The following is a 17,559-nucleotide window of genomic DNA, read 5'->3' as shown; positions in this document are numbered from 1 at the left end:
GGTGATCATCGACTCCAGCATCTGGGTCGCGACGATGACCGGCTTGGCGTTGCGTCGGGCCTTCTCGATGATCAGCTTCTGCACGATCGGCACGTCTTCGAGCGGCAGCTCGACGCCGAGATCGCCGCGGGCCACCATGACGCTGTCAAAGGCATCCATGATCGCGTCGAGGTTCTGGACGGCTTGCGGCTTCTCGATCTTGGCGATGATGGGGCGGTGCACGCCCTCTTCGTCCATGATGGCGCGCACGTGGTCGGCGTCCTTGGCGTCGCGCACGAACGACAGCGCGATGAAGTCGACCCTGGCCTGGAGTGCCCACCGGAGGTCGTCGACGTCCTTGTCGCTCATGGCAGGGACACTGACGTTGACGCCGGGCAGATTGATGCCCTTGTTGTTGCTGACGACACCTGGCACCTCGACGATGCAGGTGACGTCGGTAGCGCTGACCGCCGTGGCGCGCAGTCGCACCCGTCCGTCGTCGATCAGGATCTCGTCATCCGGGTTCACATCGCCGGTCAGGCCCTTGTAGGTGGTGGAGCAGCGCGTGGCGTCGCCCTCGATGTCGTCGGTCGTGATGGTGAAAACGTCACCGGACTGCAGGTCGTGCGGACCATCGGCAAAGCGGCCGAGACGAATCTTGGGGCCCTGCAGATCAGCGAGCGTCGCGATCGCCTTGCCGGTGGATGCGGCCGCGGCGCGCACGTGCTCCAGATTGCTGATGTGGTCCGAGCGGTCACCGTGGCTCATGTTCAGTCTGGCAACGTCCATGCCGGCCAAGGCCAATTCCAGGATGCGCTCGGACGTGCTGGAAGCGGGTCCGAGCGTGCAGACGATCTTTGCTCTACGCACGTGCTCCACCGTAGTCGGGTCGCGGCGTTACCCGCGAGTCATATATGTGGTTTCGGACAACTTATCTGTTCAAACCACCATCGGCCGGGCTGTGGGCGGAATCGGTGACGGCAGATGGGTGGTGCCCGACAGGTAGGCATCCACACCGGCGGCCGCAGAACGGCCTTCAGCAATGGCCCACACAATCAGCGACTGACCGCGGCCAGCGTCGCCTGCGACGAACACGCCATCGACACTGCTCATGTACGTCTTGTCCCGCACGATGTTGCCGCGATCGTCGATGTCGACGCCCAGCTGCTCGACCAGGCCGTCGGTCTCGGGGCCGGTGAATCCCATGGCGAAGAGCACGAGCTGCGCTGGAATGACCCTTTCGCTGCCTGGAACCTCCTGGAACGTGCCGTCCTTCATCTCGACCTCGACGAGTCGCAGGCCCGAGACGTGGCCATCGTCATCGCCGACGAACTCCTTGGTGGAGACCGCATACACACGATCACCACCCTCTTCGTGAGCCGAGGCGACGCGGTACGTCATCGGGTAGGTCGGCCACGGCTGGTTCTCTGGCCGGTCCTCCCCCGGTTGCGCCATGATCTCCAGGCTGGTGATCGACTTGGCCTTCTGCCGGATCGCGGTGCCAAGGCAGTCGGCGCCGGTATCGCCGCCGCCGATGATGACGACGTCCTTGCCCTCGGCCGTGATCTGATCTGAGCCATCGGTGGTCGGGGCTTCCCCGAGCGCGGCCCGGTTGGCCTGCGGCAGGAACTCCATGGCCTGGTGAATGCCGACGAGCTCCCGGCCTGGGGCGGGGAGATCGCGCCGGACCGTGGAGCCGATCGCCAGGACCACCGCGTCGTAGCGGTCGCGCAGCTGCGACCCGGTGAGGGTGTCCCCCACGCGCACGCCGGTCCGAAACACCGTTCCCTCGCGAACCATCTGGTCGACGCGACGGTCGACCTGCTCCTTCTCCATCTTGAACTCGGGGATGCCGTACCGCAGCAGCCCGCCGATCTTGTCGTCGCGCTCGTACACCGCGACCGTGTGGCCGGCGCGGGTCAGCTGCTGCGCGGTGGCCAGACCCGCAGGTCCCGAACCCACCACGGCCACGGTCTTGCCGGTCAACCACTCAGGTGGCTCGGGCCTGACCTGTCGATCCGCCCACGCCTTGTCGATGATCGCGACCTCGACGTTCTTGATCGTGACCGCATCGCGGTTGATGCCGACGACGCACGCAGTTTCGCACGGGGCTGGGCACAGGCGCCCGGTGAACTCCGGGAAGTTGTTCGTGGCGTGCAGGCGGTCGAGCGCCTCGTCCCACTCCTCGCGCCACACCAGGTCGTTCCACTCCGGGATCAGGTTTCCCAGTGGGCAACCGCTGTGGCAGAACGGGATGCCGCAGTCCATGCATCGGCCCGCCTGCTCGCTGATGATCGGCAGCAGCGCTCGCCCGGGCCCCCCGGGGTAAACCTCGTTCCAGTCGTTGACCCGCTCCTCGATCGGTCGACGCGGTGCGACCTCGCGGGGGGTGGTGATGAATCCTCGGGGATCAGCCACGGTTGGCCACCTCCATCATGCGTGCTGTGGTGTCTTCTTCGGACAGGCCACTGGCCTCGGCGCTCGCGCGAGCCTCGAGGACCAGGCGGTAGTTGGTGGGCATGATCTGGGTGAATCGCTCCAGCGACTGGTCCCAGTGCTTCAGCAGCTGGTCGGCCACCGCGGACTCAGTCTCCTCCAGGTGCTGGGTGACCAGAGTCCTGAGCGCCTCGGCCGCCTCGTCGGGAACGGGGCTGAGCTCCACCATGTCCATGTTCACCAGAGACTCATCGAGGTCGAGCACGTAGGCCTGACCACCACTCATGCCAGCAGCGACATTACGGCCGGTGGGTCCCAGGATCACCACAGTCCCTCCGGTCATGTACTCCAGCGCGTGGTCGCCCACGCCCTCGACCACGGCACTCGCGCCGGAGTTGCGCACGCAGAACCGCTCACCGACTCTGCCGCGCAGGAAGATCTCACCGGTCGTTGCGCCGAAGCCGATCACGTTGCCAGCCAAGATCTGCGACTCCGCGGCGAATCCGGACTCTCGCGGAGGTCGAACGATGATGCGCCCTCCGGACAGGCCCTTGCCCACGTAGTCATTGCCGTCGCCCTCGAGGCGCAGCGTGATGCCGCGCGGCACGAACGCACCGAATGACTGTCCCGCCGAGCCGAGGAAGGTGAGGTCGATGGTGTTCTCGGGCAGCCCCTCGCCCTTGTATCGCTTCGTCACCTCGTGACCCAGCATGGTCCCGACCGTGCGGTTCACGTTGCGGATGTCGAGCTGCGCTCGCACCGGGTCACCCTGCTCGAGCGCGTCAGCGCTGATCTTGATCAGCTCGACGTCGAGCGCGACGTCCAGGCTGTGGTCCTGCGTCACGGTGTTGTGCAGCGATGCGCCCTCGGGCAGCTCGGGCACATGGAAGATCGGTGACAGGTCGAGACCCGCGGCCTTCCAGTGCTCGACTGCGTCGCGGGTGTTCAGCAGCTCAGCGTGGCCGATGGCTTCATTCACCGTCCGGAAACCCAGGGCCGCCAGGTGCTCGCGGACCTCCTCGGCGATGAAGGTGAAGAAGTTGACGACGTACTCGGCCTTGCCGCTGTACATCTCACGCAGCGTCTTGTTCTGCGTGGCGACGCCCACGGGGCAGGTGTCCAGGTGGCACACGCGCATCATGATGCAGCCGCTGACCACCAGTGGGGCCGTCGCGAAGCAGTACTCCTCCGCGCCGAGCAGTGCAGCGATCATGACGTCGCGGCCGGTCTTGAGCTGGCCATCGGTCTGCACCACGATGCGATCGCGCAGGCCGTTGAGCAACAGGGTCTGCTGGGTCTCGGCGAGGCCGAGCTCCCACGGACCGCCAGCGTGCTTGAGCGAGGTCAGCGGAGAGGCACCGGTGCCGCCATCGTGACCGGAGATCAGCACGACGTCGGCCTTGGCCTTGGACACGCCCGCCGCCACCGTGCCGACGCCGACCTCGGACACCAGCTTGACGTGGATGCGCGCGGACGGGTTGGCGTTCTTGAGATCGTGGATCAGCTGCTTGAGATCCTCGATCGAGTAGATGTCGTGGTGCGGCGGCGGCGAGATGAGTCCGACGCCCGGCGTGGAGTGCCGCGTCCTGGCCACCCATGGGTACACCTTGGGACCAGGCAGCTGACCTCCCTCGCCGGGCTTGGCGCCCTGCGCCATCTTGATCTGGATGTCGTCGGCGTTCGTCAGGTACTCCGAGGTGACCCCGAAACGGCCCGAGGCGACCTGCTTGATGGCGGACCTGCGCGCGGGGTCGTGCAGTCGTTCCGGATCCTCGCCACCCTCGCCGGTGTTGGACTTGCCGCCCAGCTGGTTCATCGCGATGGCCAGCGTCTCGTGCGCCTCCTGGCTGATGGAACCGTACGACATGGCTCCGGTGGAGAAGCGCTTGACGATCTCGGACGCAGGCTCGACCTCGTCGAGCGGCACCGGTGTGCGACCTTCGGCAAAGGCAAACAGGCCGCGCAGCGTCATCAGCCGCTCAGACTGGTCATCGACGCGCTGCGTGTACTGCTTGAAGATCTCGTAGGAGCCCGAGCGGGTGGAGTGCTGCAGACGAAAGACGGTCTCGGGATCGAACAGGTGCTCTGGGCCCCCACGTCGCCACTGGTACTCCCCGCCCACCTCGAGATGGCGGCGCGTGCTGGCGATCCCGCTGGTGGGGTAGGCGCGGATGTGACGCGACTCCACCTCGCTGGCCAGCACGTCGAGACCGACGCCACCCAGCTTCGAGGCGGTGCCTGTGAAGTAGGCGTCGACGACGTCCTGCGACAGGCCAACCGCCTCAAAGATCTGGGCACCGGTGTAGGACGCGACCGTGGAGACGCCCATCTTGCTCATCACCTTGAGCACGCCCTTGCCAAGGCCATGGACCACGTTGCGCAGGGCGACGCCGGGCTCGAGGCCCTCGACGAAGACCCGTTCGCGGGCGAGGTCCTCAGCGGACTCCAGCACCAGATATGGGTTGACCGCGGTGGCGCCGTAGCCGATCAGCAGAGCGACATGGTGCACCTCGCGGACGTCGCCGGTCTCGATGATGAGCCCCGCCTGGCTGCGCAGCTTCTCTCGCACCATGTGGTGATGCACGGCGCCGGTCAGCAGCAACGACGGGATGGGGGCAAGATCGGAATTGGAGTGCCGATCCGACAGCACGATGATGCGCGATCCATCTTCGCGGATGGCGCGGCTGACCTCAGCACAGATCTCGTCGAGCTTGCGGCGGAGTGCCTCACCCCCGCCGTTGACCTCGTACAGGCCGCGCACGACGTGCACCGCGAAGCCCGGCATGTCGCCGTCCTTGTTCATGTGCCGGATCTTGGCGAGCTCATCGTTGTCGATGACGGGGAACGGCAGCTGCAGCATGCGGCACGAGGCAGGACTGGGCGCCAGCAGGTTCTCCTCGGGACCGATCGTTCCCGCGAGCGACGTGACGACCTCCTCGCGGATGGCGTCCAGCGGCGGGTTGGTCACCTGCGCGAAGAGCTGCGAGAAGTAGTCGAACAACGGACGGGGGCGGTCCGAGATGGCCGCGATCGGCGTGTCGGTACCCATCGAGCCGATTGCCTCGGCACCCGTTCGGGCGATGGGTGCGACCAGCAGGCGCAGTTCTTCCTCGGTGTAGCCGAACACCTGCTGGCGCCGGGTGACCGAGGCGTGCGTGTGCACGATGTGCTCAAGATCGGGCAGGTCCTCGAACCGGACCAGCCCGGAGTAGAGCCACTCGTCGTACGGGTGCTCATTGGCCAAGGAGGCCTTGATCTCGTGATCCTCGATGATGCGGTGCTCGTCGAGGTCGAGCAGGAACATCTTGCCGGGCTCGAGGCGGCCCTTGCGGGTGATGGTCGACTGGTCGATGTCGAGCACGCCGGCCTCAGAGGCCAGCACGACGAGGCCGTCCTGAGTCACCCAGTAGCGCCCCGGACGCAGGCCGTTGCGGTCGAGCACCGCGCCGATCTGCGTGCCATCGCTGAAGGTCACGCACGCCGGGCCGTCCCACGCCTCCATGACCGAGCTGTGAAACTCGTAGAAGGCGCGGCGCGCGGGATCCATCACGGTGTCGTTCTCCCACGCCTCAGGAATCATCATCATGACGGCGTGCGGCAGGCTGCGGCCACCCATGTGCAGCAGCTCCAGCACCTCATCGAGCGAAGCCGTGTCGCTGCCCAGTGGGTCGCAGATCGGGAACAGTCGGCTGATGTCGCCGGGGATCAGATCACTCTCGAGCGTCGCCTCGCGGGCCCGCATCCAGTTGCGGTTTCCGCGCGCGGTGTTGATCTCACCGTTGTGGGCGACGAACCGGAACGGGTGAGCCAGTGGCCAGCTGGGGAATGTGTTGGTGGAGAAACGACTGTGCACGATGGCCATGGCGGACTCGACGCGCTCGTCGGACAGGTCCGGGAAGAAATCCTCCAGCTGCTCGGTGGTGAGCATGCCCTTGTAGATCAGGGTCCGACCCGACAGCGACGGAAAGTAGACGCCGGTCTCGTGCTCAGCGCGCTTGCGCAGGCAGTACGTCAGGCGATCGAGGTCGATCCCGCTGTGCGGAGCACCTGCCGACTCGACGAAGGCGATGGCGAACGACGGCATGGCACCGCGCGACATCGATCCGAGAATCGTGGGGTTGACTGGCACCTCGCGCCAGCCGAGCAGGTTCAAACCCTCCTCGATGGCCAGCGCCTCGATCCGCAGCTTGGCAGCAGCGGCTTCCTTGTCGTCGATCGGCAAGAAGGCCATGCCCGCGGCATAGGTGCCCGCGGCGGGCAGCTGCACGCCGAGCTCGTCTTGCGCCACAGCCCGCAGGAAGCGGTCGGGCACCTGCATGAGGATGCCGGCGCCGTCGCCGGTGTCCGGCTCGCCGCCCACGGCACCGCGGTGATCGAGGTTGCGCAGCGCGGTCAGGCCTTTGACGACGATGTCGTTGCTCGGCACGCCCGTGAGCGTGGCCACGAAGGCGACACCACATGAGTCATGCTCGTTGGCGGGGTCATACAGACCCTGAGCCGGCGGGAGCATCGAGAAGGGCTGAACAGCCATCGGAGCCTCTGTTTCAGTCGTCGGGTGAGCGGTTTGCTCAGCACCGGGGACGACGTTGGCCTCGGAAAGCAGACTCAGTCTACACAGCAGCGCAGCCGGTCAGCCGAGGCTGGCGCCGACCGCGTTGCCCACGAGGAAGGTCAGTCCGGCGGCCGCTCCACCGAGGATCAGCTGACGCATGCCGCCGAACCACCAGGTGCGGTCGGTGATCGAGGTGACGACGGCTCCGCAGGCGAACAGCCCGATCAGCGAGAGCACGACAGCTGGCCAGGCCACCGTGATGCCGACGAGGTAGGGAGCGATCGGGATGAAGGCACCGATGGCGAACGCGAAGAATGACGAGACGGCGGCCAGCATCGGCGAGGCGAGATCATCGGCGTCGACGCCAAACTCCTCGTGGGCGTGGACGGCCACCGCGTTCTCGGGGTCGCGGTGGATCTGAGCCGCGACGTCACGCGCCGTGCCCTCGTCGATCCCTTTCGCGACGTACATGGCGGCCAGCTCGGCCTCCTCGGCCTCGCGGTTGTTGGCGATCTCGTGACGTTCGGATTCGATCTGGGCACGAGCGAACTCGCTCTGGCTGGCCACCGAGGTGTACTCCCCTGCTGCCATCGAGAACGCGCCGGCGGCCAGCCCCGCGAGCCCCGCCAGCACGATGGGCTTGGTGTTGTCAGCCGAGCTGCCGCCCACGACGCCCATGATCAGCGCGAAGTTGGAGACCAGTCCATCCATGCCCCCGAACACGGCCGGTCGCAGCCATCCTCCGGTGACGTCGGGGTGTTCGTGCTGCACCTGGGCGACAGATGGCAGCGGTTCATCGTGGTTCACGGCGTCGGTCATGGGTGCAAACTACCGACTCGCCCCGCCCGCGTCATGGAAGGGAAGCCTGCGCTCAGGCCAATATCCCTCGCGACAGCAGCCGTGGGCACTACGGTGAGCGACAAACTTACTCATCCCCACGGAGTGCTCACATGAATCTGAAAGAAGCAGTCAGCAGCGTGTTGTCCAAGTACGCCGACTTCACCGGGCGCGCCCGGCGATCGGAATACTGGTTCTGGTTCCTGGCGGTGATCATCGGTGCGATCGTCACCAGCATCATCGACTCCATCATCGGCGCCCCGATCACCTACGTCGTCTTCATGCTGGGGATCTTGGTGCCGAACATCGCCGTGTCGATCCGGCGCATGCACGACATCGGCAAGAGCGGCTGGTGGATTCTGGTCGGACTCATCCCCTTCATCGGCGCGATCATCCTGATCGTCTGGTTCGTCGGCGACAGCCAGCCGGACAACGAGTACGGCCCGAACCCCAAGGGCGGCAGTGGCAGTGCTGCTTCTGACGTCCCCCCGGCCTACAACACTCCTCCTCCGCCGGCCCCCGGCACTCCTCCTCCGCCGGCCTACGGCACTCCTCCTCCGCCGGCCCCCGGCACTCCACCTCCCCCGGCCCCCGGCACTCCGCCGCCGCCAGTCATCTGATCACGAGACGCCCTCAGCAGCTCCCACTCACGGGGCCCACTGCATCGAGTGGTTGCCGTGGGTGTGAGCAGGCGACAGGCGTGACGAGGTCGCACCGTGTGCGATGAGACGGGTTGACCTGCGAGATCAGGGGTTTTCGGTGTCCACGGGGCCATTGCTCGCAACCGCCGGGTCATCGGCCCTCTTCCGCGTGCGCACGAAGAAGATGAGCGCCAGCGAGAACACGATGATCGAGGTCCACACGTTCACACGGAACGGGCCGATCTCATTGGCGGCGTCGATCCGCAACAGCTCGATCCAGAACCGTCCGGCCGTGTAGAGCATCACGTAGAGCGCGAAGGCGCGTCCTCCCGTGAATCGGAACTTGCGATCCAGGGCGACCAGGACGGCGGCGGCTGCCAGGTTCCACAACATCTCGTAGAGAAAGGTGGGGTGGAACGTGGCGAATTGTTCGAAGCCCTCAGGGCGATTCATGGCCGAGATCTCCAGTCCCCACGGCAGGGTCGTGGGTTGGCCGAAGAGCTCCTGGTTGAACCAGTTCCCGATCCGCCCGATCGCCTGAGCGACCAACAAAGCAGGCGCCAGCGCATCGGCGAACATCGAGAACGAAGCCTTGTACCGCCGGCAGGCGATCCAGGCTCCGAAGGCGCCTCCGGCGACAGCACCCCAGATCCCGAGGCCGCCCTTCCAGATCATGAAGGCATCCAGCACCTGTCGGCCCTCGCCGAAGTACAGCTCCGGATCGGTGATGACGTGGTAGATCCGTGCGCCGATGATGCCGAACGGGATGGCCCAGATGGCGATGTCGCCCACCGTGCCCGCCGTGCCCCCGCGAGCCTGGAATCGGCGCTCAGCAATCCAGACGGCGACCAGAGCGCCGATGATGATGCCCAAGGCGTAGGCGCGCAAGGGGACAGGTCCCAGCTCCCACACGCCCGACGATGGGCTCGGGATGTACGTCATGAGGTTCGGGGCGGCAATCATCTGACGGTCCTTTCCACGCCAGCGCGCAGGTTCTCGGCGAGTGTACGGATGGCTTTGAGCCCGGCGGCCTCGTCCGGGGCGTCCAAGAGGCACCGCACGAGGGCGGAGCCCACGATGACGGCGTCGGCGTAGGCGGCGATCTCGCGCGCCTGGGCCCCATCGGACACTCCCAGGCCGACCCCGACCGGCTTGTCGGTGACGCGCTTGACGCGCGCCACGAGTGCCTCGCCGAGCGAGCTGGTCTGCTCCCGCGCGCCGGTGACGCCCATCACCGCCGTGGCGTAGATGAATCCGCGGGACGCCTTGGCCGTCATGGCGAGTCGCTCATCAGTCGTGGACGGGGCAACCAGGAAGACCCGGTCCAGCGCGTGCTCCTCGGACGCTGCAAGCCACTCGGCGGCCTCGTCGGGGATGAGGTCAGGCGTGACCAGCCCCGAGCCACCGGCCGCAGCGAGCTCGGCGGCAAACCGGTCCACGCCGTAGCGGTCGATCAGGTTCCAGTACGTCATGATCACGGTCGGCGCCCCAGCGGCGACGCTGGCCGACACCACCTCGAACACCTGCCGCGTCCTGAATCCAGCCGCGAGCGCTTGGCCCGCCGCAGCCTGGATCGTGGGGCCGTCCATGACTGGATCGCTGTACGGCAGACCCAGCTCGATCAGATCGACGCCGCCCGCGACCATGGCCTCAATGGCCTTGATCGAGTACGGCAACGACGGGAAGCCAGCTGGGAGGTAGCCCACCAGCGCTGCCCGGTTCTCAGCCCGGGTCCTGACGAAGACGTCGTCGATGGCGCTCACTCCTCGACACCCTCCTCGAGGACGACTGGACCGTCGATGAGCCCGAAGTACTCGGCCGCAGTGTGCACGTCCTTGTCGCCGCGGCCCGAGAGATTGACCAAGATGGTGGAGTCCGACCCCAGCTCCTTGGCCAGCACGATCGCACCGGCCAGCGCGTGCGCGGACTCGATGGCTGGAATGATTCCCTCGGTCTTGCACAGCAGGTCGAAGGCGGTCATCGCCTGTGCATCGGTGACGGGGCTGTACGTGGCCCGGCCGATCTCGGCCAGATAGGAGTGCTCCGGTCCGACGCCCGGGTAGTCCAGACCGGCCGAGATGGAGTGCGACTCCAGAGTCTGACCGTCCTCGTCCTGCAGCAGAAACGATCGAGCTCCGTGGAGGACACCGACGTCGCCGCCGGTGATGGTGGCCGCGTGTCGTCCGGTCTCGATGCCGTCGCCGCCGGGCTCGGAGCCCACCAGCCGCACATCGGCGTCGTCGATGAAAGCGGTGAACAGGCCGATCGCGTTCGATCCGCCTCCCACACAGGCCACGGCGGCATCGGGCAGACGACCATCGAGCAGCTCGAGGCATTGAACCCGCGCCTCGTCACCGATTCCGCGCGTCAGGTCGCGGACCATGCTCGGGAACGGGTGCGGCCCGGCGGCCGTGCCGAACAGGTACGACGTGGTGTCGACACTGGCGACCCAGTCGCGCAGCGCCTCGTTGATTGCGTCCTTGAGCGTGCGGCTGCCGGTGGTGACGGGGATGACCTCGGCCCCGAGCATCCTCATGCGTGCGACGTTCAACGCCTGCCGCTCGGTGTCGACCTCGCCCATGTAGACCGTGCACTCCAGGTCCAGGTAGGCGCAGGCCGTGGCGGCGGCGACGCCGTGCTGACCGGCGCCGGTCTCAGCGATCGCGCGCGGCTTGCCGATGCGCTTGGCCAGCAGCGCCTGACCGATCACGTTGCGGATCTTGTGGGCGCCGGTGTGGTTCAGGTCTTCACGTTTCAGCAGGATGCGGGCACCGGCTGCCTCGGAAAATCGAGTGGCGTCGTACAACGGACTTGGCACGTTGGCGTACTCGCGCATCATGCGGCCCAGCTCGGCCGTGAAGTGTGGATCGGCCTTCGCCTCAGACCAGGCGCGGTCGAGCTCGTCGAGCGGCGCGATCAGTGCCTCAGGCATGAAGCGACCGCCGAACCGGCCGAAGTGGCCGGTGGCGTCGGGCTGAGCGTACGTGGGCGGGTGCTGCGAGTGGGGGGCGGTCATGCGATGTCCTCGGTCAGGGTGACGACGTGGCGGGGCGCTCGCTCTGGCGGACTCGGAGCCAGGCTCCCGAGTCGATCAGCGCGAGCCTTCACCACCGGTGCTGCATGGCCGGGTGCGTTCCCGCCGCGACGAGGTCGGCCACCGTGGCGCGGGGATCGTCGCCGCGGACCAAGGTTTCGCCCACCAGCACGACGTGGGCACCAGCCTTGGCGTACTCGATGACGTCGAGCGGTCCTCTGATGCCGGACTCAGCGACTCGAACGACGGAATCGGGAATCAGTGGCGCGAGCCGCTGGAAGGTGTCGCGGTGCACTTCAAGGGTCTTGAGATTTCGGGCATTGACACCGATGACCTCGGCGCCGGCATCGAGTGCGCGACGCACCTCGTCCTCGTCATGCACCTCGACGAGTGCCGTCAGTCCGATGGAGCGCGCGCGCTCGATCAAGCTCTCGAGCGCCATCTGGTCGAGGGCCGCCACGATCAGCAACGCCATGTCCGCCCCTGCCGCTCTGGCCTCCCACAGCTGGTACGACGTCGTGATGAAGTCCTTGCGCAGCACGGGCACCTCGACCACGCCGCGCACCGCACGGAGGTCGTCGAGCGATCCATTGAAACGACGCTGTTCGGTCAACACGCTGATCGCTGCGGCTCCGCCGGCGGCGTAGTCTGCTGCCAGACCAGCTGGGTCCTTGATCGGCGCCAGGTGTCCCTTGCTCGGGCTGGCCCGCTTGACCTCCGCGATGACCGATACGCCATCAGATCGGAAGGTCGGCACCGGGTCCAGAGCCGGCTGCTGACGTGCGGCTGCCGCCTTGAGGTCGTCCAGAGTCGTCGACTCCATCCGCACGCGGAGGTCCTCGGCGGCACCGATCAGGATCTCTTCGAGTACGGACATCGATCCTCCTCGGGACAAACAGCTCGCGAAACGTGTTACTGACAAGGGTAGACCCGCACTCGGATCCAGATCAGGTGGGCCTGTCACGGTGCCCTCGCCCTATGCTCGCCTCATGTCCCCCGGCGAGCGCCCACCGTTGAACCAGCGAGCTGTGCTGAGCCTTGGTCTCGGTTTCATCGCCTTCGTGCTGCTGGTGGTGGAGCCCTTCTTCTCCATGATCCTGAGCCTGCCGGCACTCACGATCGGCGTGCACTCCCGGATCGCGATCCGTGCATCCGCTGGTGCCGAACGAGGTTTCGAGCTGGCCGGGATCGGCATCGCGATGGGCTCCGCGACTCTCATCTTGTCGGTCGTCGCGGTCTTCCTCGACCTGCTCTAAGGCCGCTAGGGTCGACGTCATGACGACGAATGAGCCGCCTCAGTACCCCGACTACGGGTCGGTGCCCGACCAAAGCGGGACCCCGCCCCCGCCCCCGTCACCTCCTGGCGAGTCCGGCGGCTGGGGACCTCCGCCGCCGGGCGCCCCCATGGGCGCTCCGGGTGGATATGGACCCCCGCCCCAGACTCTGCAGAAGGCCACGTGGGCCATGATCATCGGCATCGTCAGCGTGCTGTGCTGCGGACCTGCGGGTATCGCCGCGATCATCGTGGGCCATCAGGCCAAGAAGGAGATCGCCGCCTCCGGTGGAGCGCTCGCCGGTCAGGGACAGGCGCAAGCCGGCTTCGTGCTGGGCATCGTCGCCCTGGTCCTGACCGTTGTCGGAGTGGTGTTCTACGTCGCTCTCTTCGCGATGTCCGGCGACCTGTCGGTCAACTGATAGTGGGGCACAGCGACGGGTGGCGTCGTGAGTGCATCATCACGGCGCCAGCGCAGCGCCGAACGGCAGGTTGCGCACCACGCCGAACACCACCAGGGTCGCGATCGCCAGGTAGCCCCATCGCTCCGACAGCACGATCATGGGGCCGACGCCCCCCCGCCACCTGCTAGCCACCCAGGCGAGCCAAGCCACTGCGAGCACCGCGACCAGGGCCACCGCCAGCACATTGCTGGAGACGGCGGCAGCGATGTTGCCGTGCAGGAGATCGTTGACCGCTCGTAGGCCACCGCATCCAGGGCATGGGATGCCAGTCAGCAGCAGCGACGGGCAGTACCCGTAGCTGCCCGAACCATGCGGATCGCGGACGCGCAGCAGGGCGAACAGCCCCGCGCCAATCAGCCCGACCAGAGCAGGATCGCGCAGATTCGACGATCGCGTCGCGATCTGGGCGGTCACGTGCTGAGCACTGTCATGATCTCCCACGGTGCACCATCACGATCGCGCGCGGAGCACGACCGAGCCGACGACCTTGTCGTGCAGTGCCTGCTTCTTCTCGTCCCACAGCGGCCACAGCACGTCGATCAGGGCCAGGCAGCCCAGGACGAAACCAGCGAAGGTCGCGACTGCCCATCGACCACAGGCCGCGCCTAGCCCGATCGGGCCGCCATGACTGATCGCCACGACACGGATGCCCACCGCCTTCTTGCCGATGCTCTGGCCGGTCCGGCCCATGCGGAACACGCGGTTCCAGATGTCGAAGGCGAGGTACGCCAGCAGCCCCACACCCACGAGGATGAATCCAGCGGGCTCCACTCCACCGGTGATCTCGCCGGTGCCCGGGTCGACGTCAGCGTCACGGAATGCCTGGAACAGTCCGACACCGAGCGGGACGACCAGAATCAGCAACGCGATCAGTGAATCGATCAGCGACGCTCCGACCCGCGACCACCACGTGGCGTACTGTCCTGGCGGCACGTAGACCGGCGGGTACTGGCCCGCGGTGTACGGGGACGCCGGCTGCTGGGCCCCTGCTCCGGCGGCGGGCGGCGGGTTGTAGCCGGGAGGGGGCTGGCCGTATCCAGGAGGGGGCGCGGACTGCGACGGAACGGGCTGCTGCGGCTGCTCGCCCGGGTACGTGGGGTACTGCGGTCCGTCGGTCACGGTGCCTCCCTCGGATCCGAGTCCGCTAGGTCAGTGGTGGTCGGAGTCGGCGCCCATGCCGGCAGCGGACATGATCAGTCCGACTGGACCGGCGATCAGCGCCACGACGCACCCGATGGTGAACACGATCCAGTTCGGATCGGGGATCAGCGCGACTCCGCCAATCGTGATGCCGGCGAGGGCAAGCAGTACGGCGGTCCAGGCGGCAGGCGATGATCCATGCATGGTGCCAACCTTACTGGGTGGGATCGCGACCTTCGTCGAGCGCCTTCCAGAGGTCGGCCTCGGTCTCGGGCGCCACCGGCGCGGGAGAGGCGGACGGTGCGTCATAGCGCTCGCTCATGGTGGGCCACCGCGACGCGAAGGCCACCACGATCGCACCGAGCACCGCCGCGACCGCAAAAGCCGCGATGGCGACCAGATCCCACGACGTGTTCGTCCGCAGGACAGACCCTCCGCCGGTGAATGCCGGTGATGCCGTGACGGCATCGCTGAGCGTCGAGTCAAGCGCACCGCGTCCGTCGATCATGGCGACGATGGCACCCACGGACGCCGCGATGACCAGCGCACCCACGCCTCGACGGACCCGGCGGCCGGTGGCCAGCACGGCGATCGCAGCCGTGACGACGACCAGTGCCAGCGCTGACGCGAGCGGGTGGGCGTCGGATCCGGAGACCATGACGACGTCGCTGGGCAGTCCGTCAGCGGCGACACGGGCCCTCGCCCAGGTGCGGCCCAACGCGACGAAGGCGAGACCGCCAGCCGCGAGGGTGCCGAGCACCGCCGGCGCGTAGAGCCGCCGACCCCGCGCCGTCACAACAGCCGGTCCGCGTCAAAACACGTGCGTTCTCCGGTATGACAGGCCGCTCCGTGCTGATCGACCACCACCAGCAGGGTGTCTCCGTCACAGTCCAGCCGGACCTCACGCACGTGCTGGACGTTCCCGGACGTCTCGCCCTTGACCCAGTACTCCTCACGGCTGCGGCTCCAGTACGTACCCCGGCCCGTGGTCAAGGTGCGGCGCAGGGCCTCGTCGTCCATCCAACCGAGCATCAGGACCTCACGGGTGGAAGCGTCCTGGACGACCGCAGGGACCAGCCCATCAGCCGTTCGCTTGAGCCGAGCGGCGATGGAGGGATCGAGCGGGGTCTGATCGAGGGAGCTCACCGCTCCAGTCTCCCAGTCCTGCACCTCATGAGGACAACGACGCCTGCGCCACCCAGCTGGCGTGCAGTCGGGAGTAGACGCCGCTGGCGTTCACCAGCTCGGCGTGCGTGCCGTCCTCCACCAGCTGTCCACCGTCGAACACCAGCACGCGATCGGCGTTCTCCGCCGTGGACAACCGGTGCGCGATGGTGACGCTGGTGCGTCCGTGAAGCAGTCGTTCCAGGGCGCGGGTGGCACGCAGCTCGGTCTGAGGGTCCACCGCGCTCGTGGCCTCGTCGAGCACGAGGAGGTCCGGGTCGGCCAGGGCTGACCGGATCAGGGCCACGAGCTGACGCTCGCCGGCCGAGAGCGACTCGCCGCGCTGACCGACGCGGCTGTCCAGACCGCGGGGCAGAGTGGAGTACCAGTCGCGCAGCGCGAGGTCGTCAATGACCGAGAGCAAGTCGGTGTCCGTCGCGCCGCTGCGGCCGTAGACCAGGTTTTCTCGCAGCGTGGCGTCGAAGAGGAAGCCCTCCTGCGGCACCATCAACACGTGGCGTCGCAGCTCGTCGAACGCGACCGTGGAGATGTCGACTCCACCCAGGCACACTGCACCGTCGCGCGGATCCATCAACCGGGTCAACAGCTTGGCGAAGGTGGTCTTGCCCGAGCCGGTCTCGCCGACGACGGCGACGCGTTGACGGGCCGGGATGTCGACCGCGACGTCGTGCAGCACGTCAGGACCCTCGGGATAGGCGAAGGACACGTGGTCGAACGTCGCGCCCAACGCACCCTCGGGCAGCGGAACGCCCGCCTCGCCGGGGTCGATGACGTCGGCGGGAGTGTCGACCAGATCCATGACGCGGCGCCACGACGCGATGGCGTTCTGAGCCTCGGTGAGCACCTGCGTGGCGTTCTGTGTGGGTCCGACGACGAGGCTGACGAGGAAGGCGAAGGCGATGACAGTACCCATCGACAGGCCACCTGCCACGCCGATGATGACGCCGGCCGCGAGAACTCCCGCGTTCGCAAGACCACCGGAGACGCCAGCGGATGCGAAGGTCACCGCGATCAGCTTCTGAGCCTGGGTGTTGGCGTGCAGGTTGTTGCCGATGCCGGTGTCGACCCGATGCTGAGTCCGCGGCTCGATGGCGTGCGACTTGACCACCGAAGCACCCACGACCGGTTCGGCGATGACCGCCAGCAACTCGCCGACCGTGCGCCGCACGGTGTCATAGGCGACGCTCAGCCGTGCCGCGAAGTAGCGCAGGCTGAACACCAGCGGCAGGAAGCACAGCCACACCACGAGGGTGAGCTGCCACGAGTAGAACACCATGACGACGGTGGCCACCACGATCTGGCCGAGGCTGATGACGATCATGATTCCGGTCATCTGCAGGAACAGGGAGACCTGGTCGATGTCCGACGTCACGCGCGCGACCAGCACACCCCGACGCTCGGAGTTCTGGGTCAGCATCGACAGATCGTGCACGTGTCGAAATGCCGTGATGCGCAGCTCGGACAGGCCATTCTCGCTAGCCACGAACAAGCGAACCCGCATCCAATAAGCGACCCCAGCCGTCACGAGCACCAGCACCAGAGCAATCAGCACCGGCGACAGGACGTCAGACAGCGCGATGGTCGTGCCTGCGTCGCCGAGGCCAGAGTCGATCGTGCGCTGCACGACGATGGGGATCACCGACCCGCCGAGGGTGCTCAGTACCGCGAGGAACAGCGTGAAGCGCAAGCCCTCTTTGACGCCCGGCGACATGGCAAGGCCGCGGCGCACGACGGCCATGCCGGTCGCTCTCGAGGCCTCGACGCCCGGCAGATCCTGCTGCGCCGCTGCATCTCGCGCGCTCATGAGATGACCTCGCGGGCCTGGTCGTAGGCGTTGACGATGTCGCGGTAGGCGGCCGAGCGCTGCGCCAGCTGGTGGTGCGTGCCCTGCTCGACCACCCGGCCACGGTCCAGCAGCACGACGTCGTCGGCCAGCGCGATCGTGGCCTTGCGGTAGGCGACCACCAGGACCGTGGGACCGGCGCCGCCAGCGGTCTGCTGGGCCAGCGCCTTGAGGA

General features: G+C 67.1%; 17 protein-coding genes and 1 pseudogene. 3 read left to right on the top strand and 15 right to left on the bottom strand.

Translation table 11 applies throughout. The annotated features are described in order from the left end of the window. The 4 genes from pyk to WB508_RS08070 all read right to left on the bottom strand — a co-directional run. Positions 1-849: pyruvate kinase (pyk, locus tag WB508_RS08085; RefSeq protein ID WP_423844376.1), on the bottom strand; the 849-nt coding region annotated here is incomplete at its 3' end. 69 nt (positions 850-918) lie between these two features. Next, positions 919-2,397 carry a glutamate synthase subunit beta gene (locus tag WB508_RS08080; RefSeq protein ID WP_423844375.1) on the bottom strand — a complete coding sequence of 493 codons (1,479 nt, stop codon included), beginning with the start codon at positions 2,395-2,397 and terminating at the stop codon, positions 919-921. After that, complete coding sequence (gene gltB / locus WB508_RS08075; RefSeq protein ID WP_423844374.1) at positions 2,390-6,946, bottom strand: glutamate synthase large subunit; 4,557 nt, start codon at positions 6,944-6,946, stop codon at positions 2,390-2,392. The genes WB508_RS08080 and gltB overlap by 8 nt, the downstream gene beginning before the upstream one ends. Positions 6,947-7,045: 99 nt before the next feature. Next, positions 7,046-7,786, bottom strand: a complete 741-nt coding sequence (locus WB508_RS08070; RefSeq protein ID WP_423844373.1) for a VIT1/CCC1 transporter family protein — start codon at positions 7,784-7,786, stop codon at positions 7,046-7,048. 131 nt (positions 7,787-7,917) lie between these two features. On the opposite strand from WB508_RS08070, the gene WB508_RS08065 reads away from it, so the two are divergent. Next, positions 7,918-8,424, top strand: coding sequence for a DUF805 domain-containing protein (locus WB508_RS08065; protein ID WP_423844372.1), 507 nt, complete (start codon positions 7,918-7,920; stop codon positions 8,422-8,424). Positions 8,425-8,550: 126 nt separating this feature from the next. On the opposite strand, the gene lgt is transcribed toward WB508_RS08065, so the two are convergent. The 4 genes from lgt to trpC all read right to left on the bottom strand — a co-directional run bounded on the left by lgt (position 8,551) and on the right by trpC (position 12,356). Beyond that, the gene (gene lgt, locus WB508_RS08060) at positions 8,551-9,408 is read right to left on the bottom strand and encodes a prolipoprotein diacylglyceryl transferase (RefSeq protein WP_423844371.1); all 858 of its coding nucleotides are present in this window, start codon (positions 9,406-9,408) and stop codon (positions 8,551-8,553) included. Beyond that, entirely contained in the window at positions 9,405-10,208 is an 804-nt protein-coding gene (trpA, locus tag WB508_RS08055; protein WP_423844370.1) for a tryptophan synthase subunit alpha, read from the bottom strand. The genes lgt and trpA overlap by 4 nt, the downstream gene beginning before the upstream one ends. Then, positions 10,205-11,461, bottom strand: coding sequence for a tryptophan synthase subunit beta (gene trpB / locus WB508_RS08050; protein WP_423844369.1), 1,257 nt, complete (start codon positions 11,459-11,461; stop codon positions 10,205-10,207). Before trpB ends, trpA begins: the two co-directional genes overlap by 4 nt. A gap of 88 nt (positions 11,462-11,549) precedes the next feature. Beyond that, complete coding sequence (gene trpC, locus WB508_RS08045) at positions 11,550-12,356, bottom strand: indole-3-glycerol phosphate synthase TrpC (protein WP_423844368.1); 807 nt, start codon at positions 12,354-12,356, stop codon at positions 11,550-11,552. Between the two features lie 112 nt (positions 12,357-12,468). On the opposite strand from trpC, the gene WB508_RS08040 reads away from it, so the two are divergent. After that, positions 12,469-12,735: a hypothetical protein gene (locus WB508_RS08040; protein WP_423844367.1), complete on the top strand. Its 267-nt coding sequence runs from the start codon at positions 12,469-12,471 to the stop codon at positions 12,733-12,735. A gap of 19 nt (positions 12,736-12,754) precedes the next feature. Beyond that, the gene (locus WB508_RS08035; RefSeq protein ID WP_423844366.1) at positions 12,755-13,174 is read left to right on the top strand and encodes a DUF4190 domain-containing protein; all 420 of its coding nucleotides are present in this window, start codon (positions 12,755-12,757) and stop codon (positions 13,172-13,174) included. Positions 13,175-13,213: 39 nt separating this feature from the next. On the opposite strand, the gene WB508_RS08030 is transcribed toward WB508_RS08035, so the two are convergent. The 7 genes and pseudogenes from WB508_RS08030 to WB508_RS08000 form a co-directional block, all read right to left on the bottom strand. Further along, positions 13,214-13,657 carry a DUF2752 domain-containing protein gene (locus WB508_RS08030; RefSeq protein WP_423844365.1) on the bottom strand — a complete coding sequence of 148 codons (444 nt, stop codon included), beginning with the start codon at positions 13,655-13,657 and terminating at the stop codon, positions 13,214-13,216. 9 nt (positions 13,658-13,666) lie between these two features. Continuing rightward, a complete protein-coding gene (locus tag WB508_RS08025; RefSeq protein WP_423844364.1) occupies positions 13,667-14,335 on the bottom strand; it encodes an RDD family protein in 669 nt (222 codons plus the stop codon). A gap of 30 nt (positions 14,336-14,365) precedes the next feature. Then, positions 14,366-14,560, bottom strand: coding sequence for an HGxxPAAW family protein (locus WB508_RS08020; RefSeq protein ID WP_423844363.1), 195 nt, complete (start codon positions 14,558-14,560; stop codon positions 14,366-14,368). A gap of 10 nt (positions 14,561-14,570) precedes the next feature. Continuing rightward, positions 14,571-15,116: a Trp biosynthesis-associated membrane protein gene (locus tag WB508_RS08015; protein WP_423844362.1), complete on the bottom strand. Its 546-nt coding sequence runs from the start codon at positions 15,114-15,116 to the stop codon at positions 14,571-14,573. Positions 15,117-15,148: 32 nt separating this feature from the next. Further along, positions 15,149-15,502, bottom strand: coding sequence for a phosphoribosyl-AMP cyclohydrolase (gene hisI / locus WB508_RS08010; RefSeq protein WP_423844361.1), 354 nt, complete (start codon positions 15,500-15,502; stop codon positions 15,149-15,151). Between the two features lie 25 nt (positions 15,503-15,527). Then, positions 15,528-17,345, bottom strand: coding sequence for an ABC transporter ATP-binding protein (locus WB508_RS08005; protein ID WP_423844360.1), 1,818 nt, complete (start codon positions 17,343-17,345; stop codon positions 15,528-15,530). Further along, positions 17,342-17,559: pseudogene (locus WB508_RS08000) on the bottom strand (ABC transporter ATP-binding protein); the annotation flags it as partial. The pseudogene WB508_RS08000 and the gene WB508_RS08005, both read right to left, overlap by 4 nt.

It is taken from the genome of Aeromicrobium sp., assembly GCF_049586495.1.
Lineage (GTDB): Bacteria > Actinomycetota > Actinomycetes > Propionibacteriales > Nocardioidaceae > Aeromicrobium.
The sequence above is the reverse complement of the archived record's forward strand: the minus strand, read 5'-3'. Positions and strand labels throughout refer to the sequence as shown.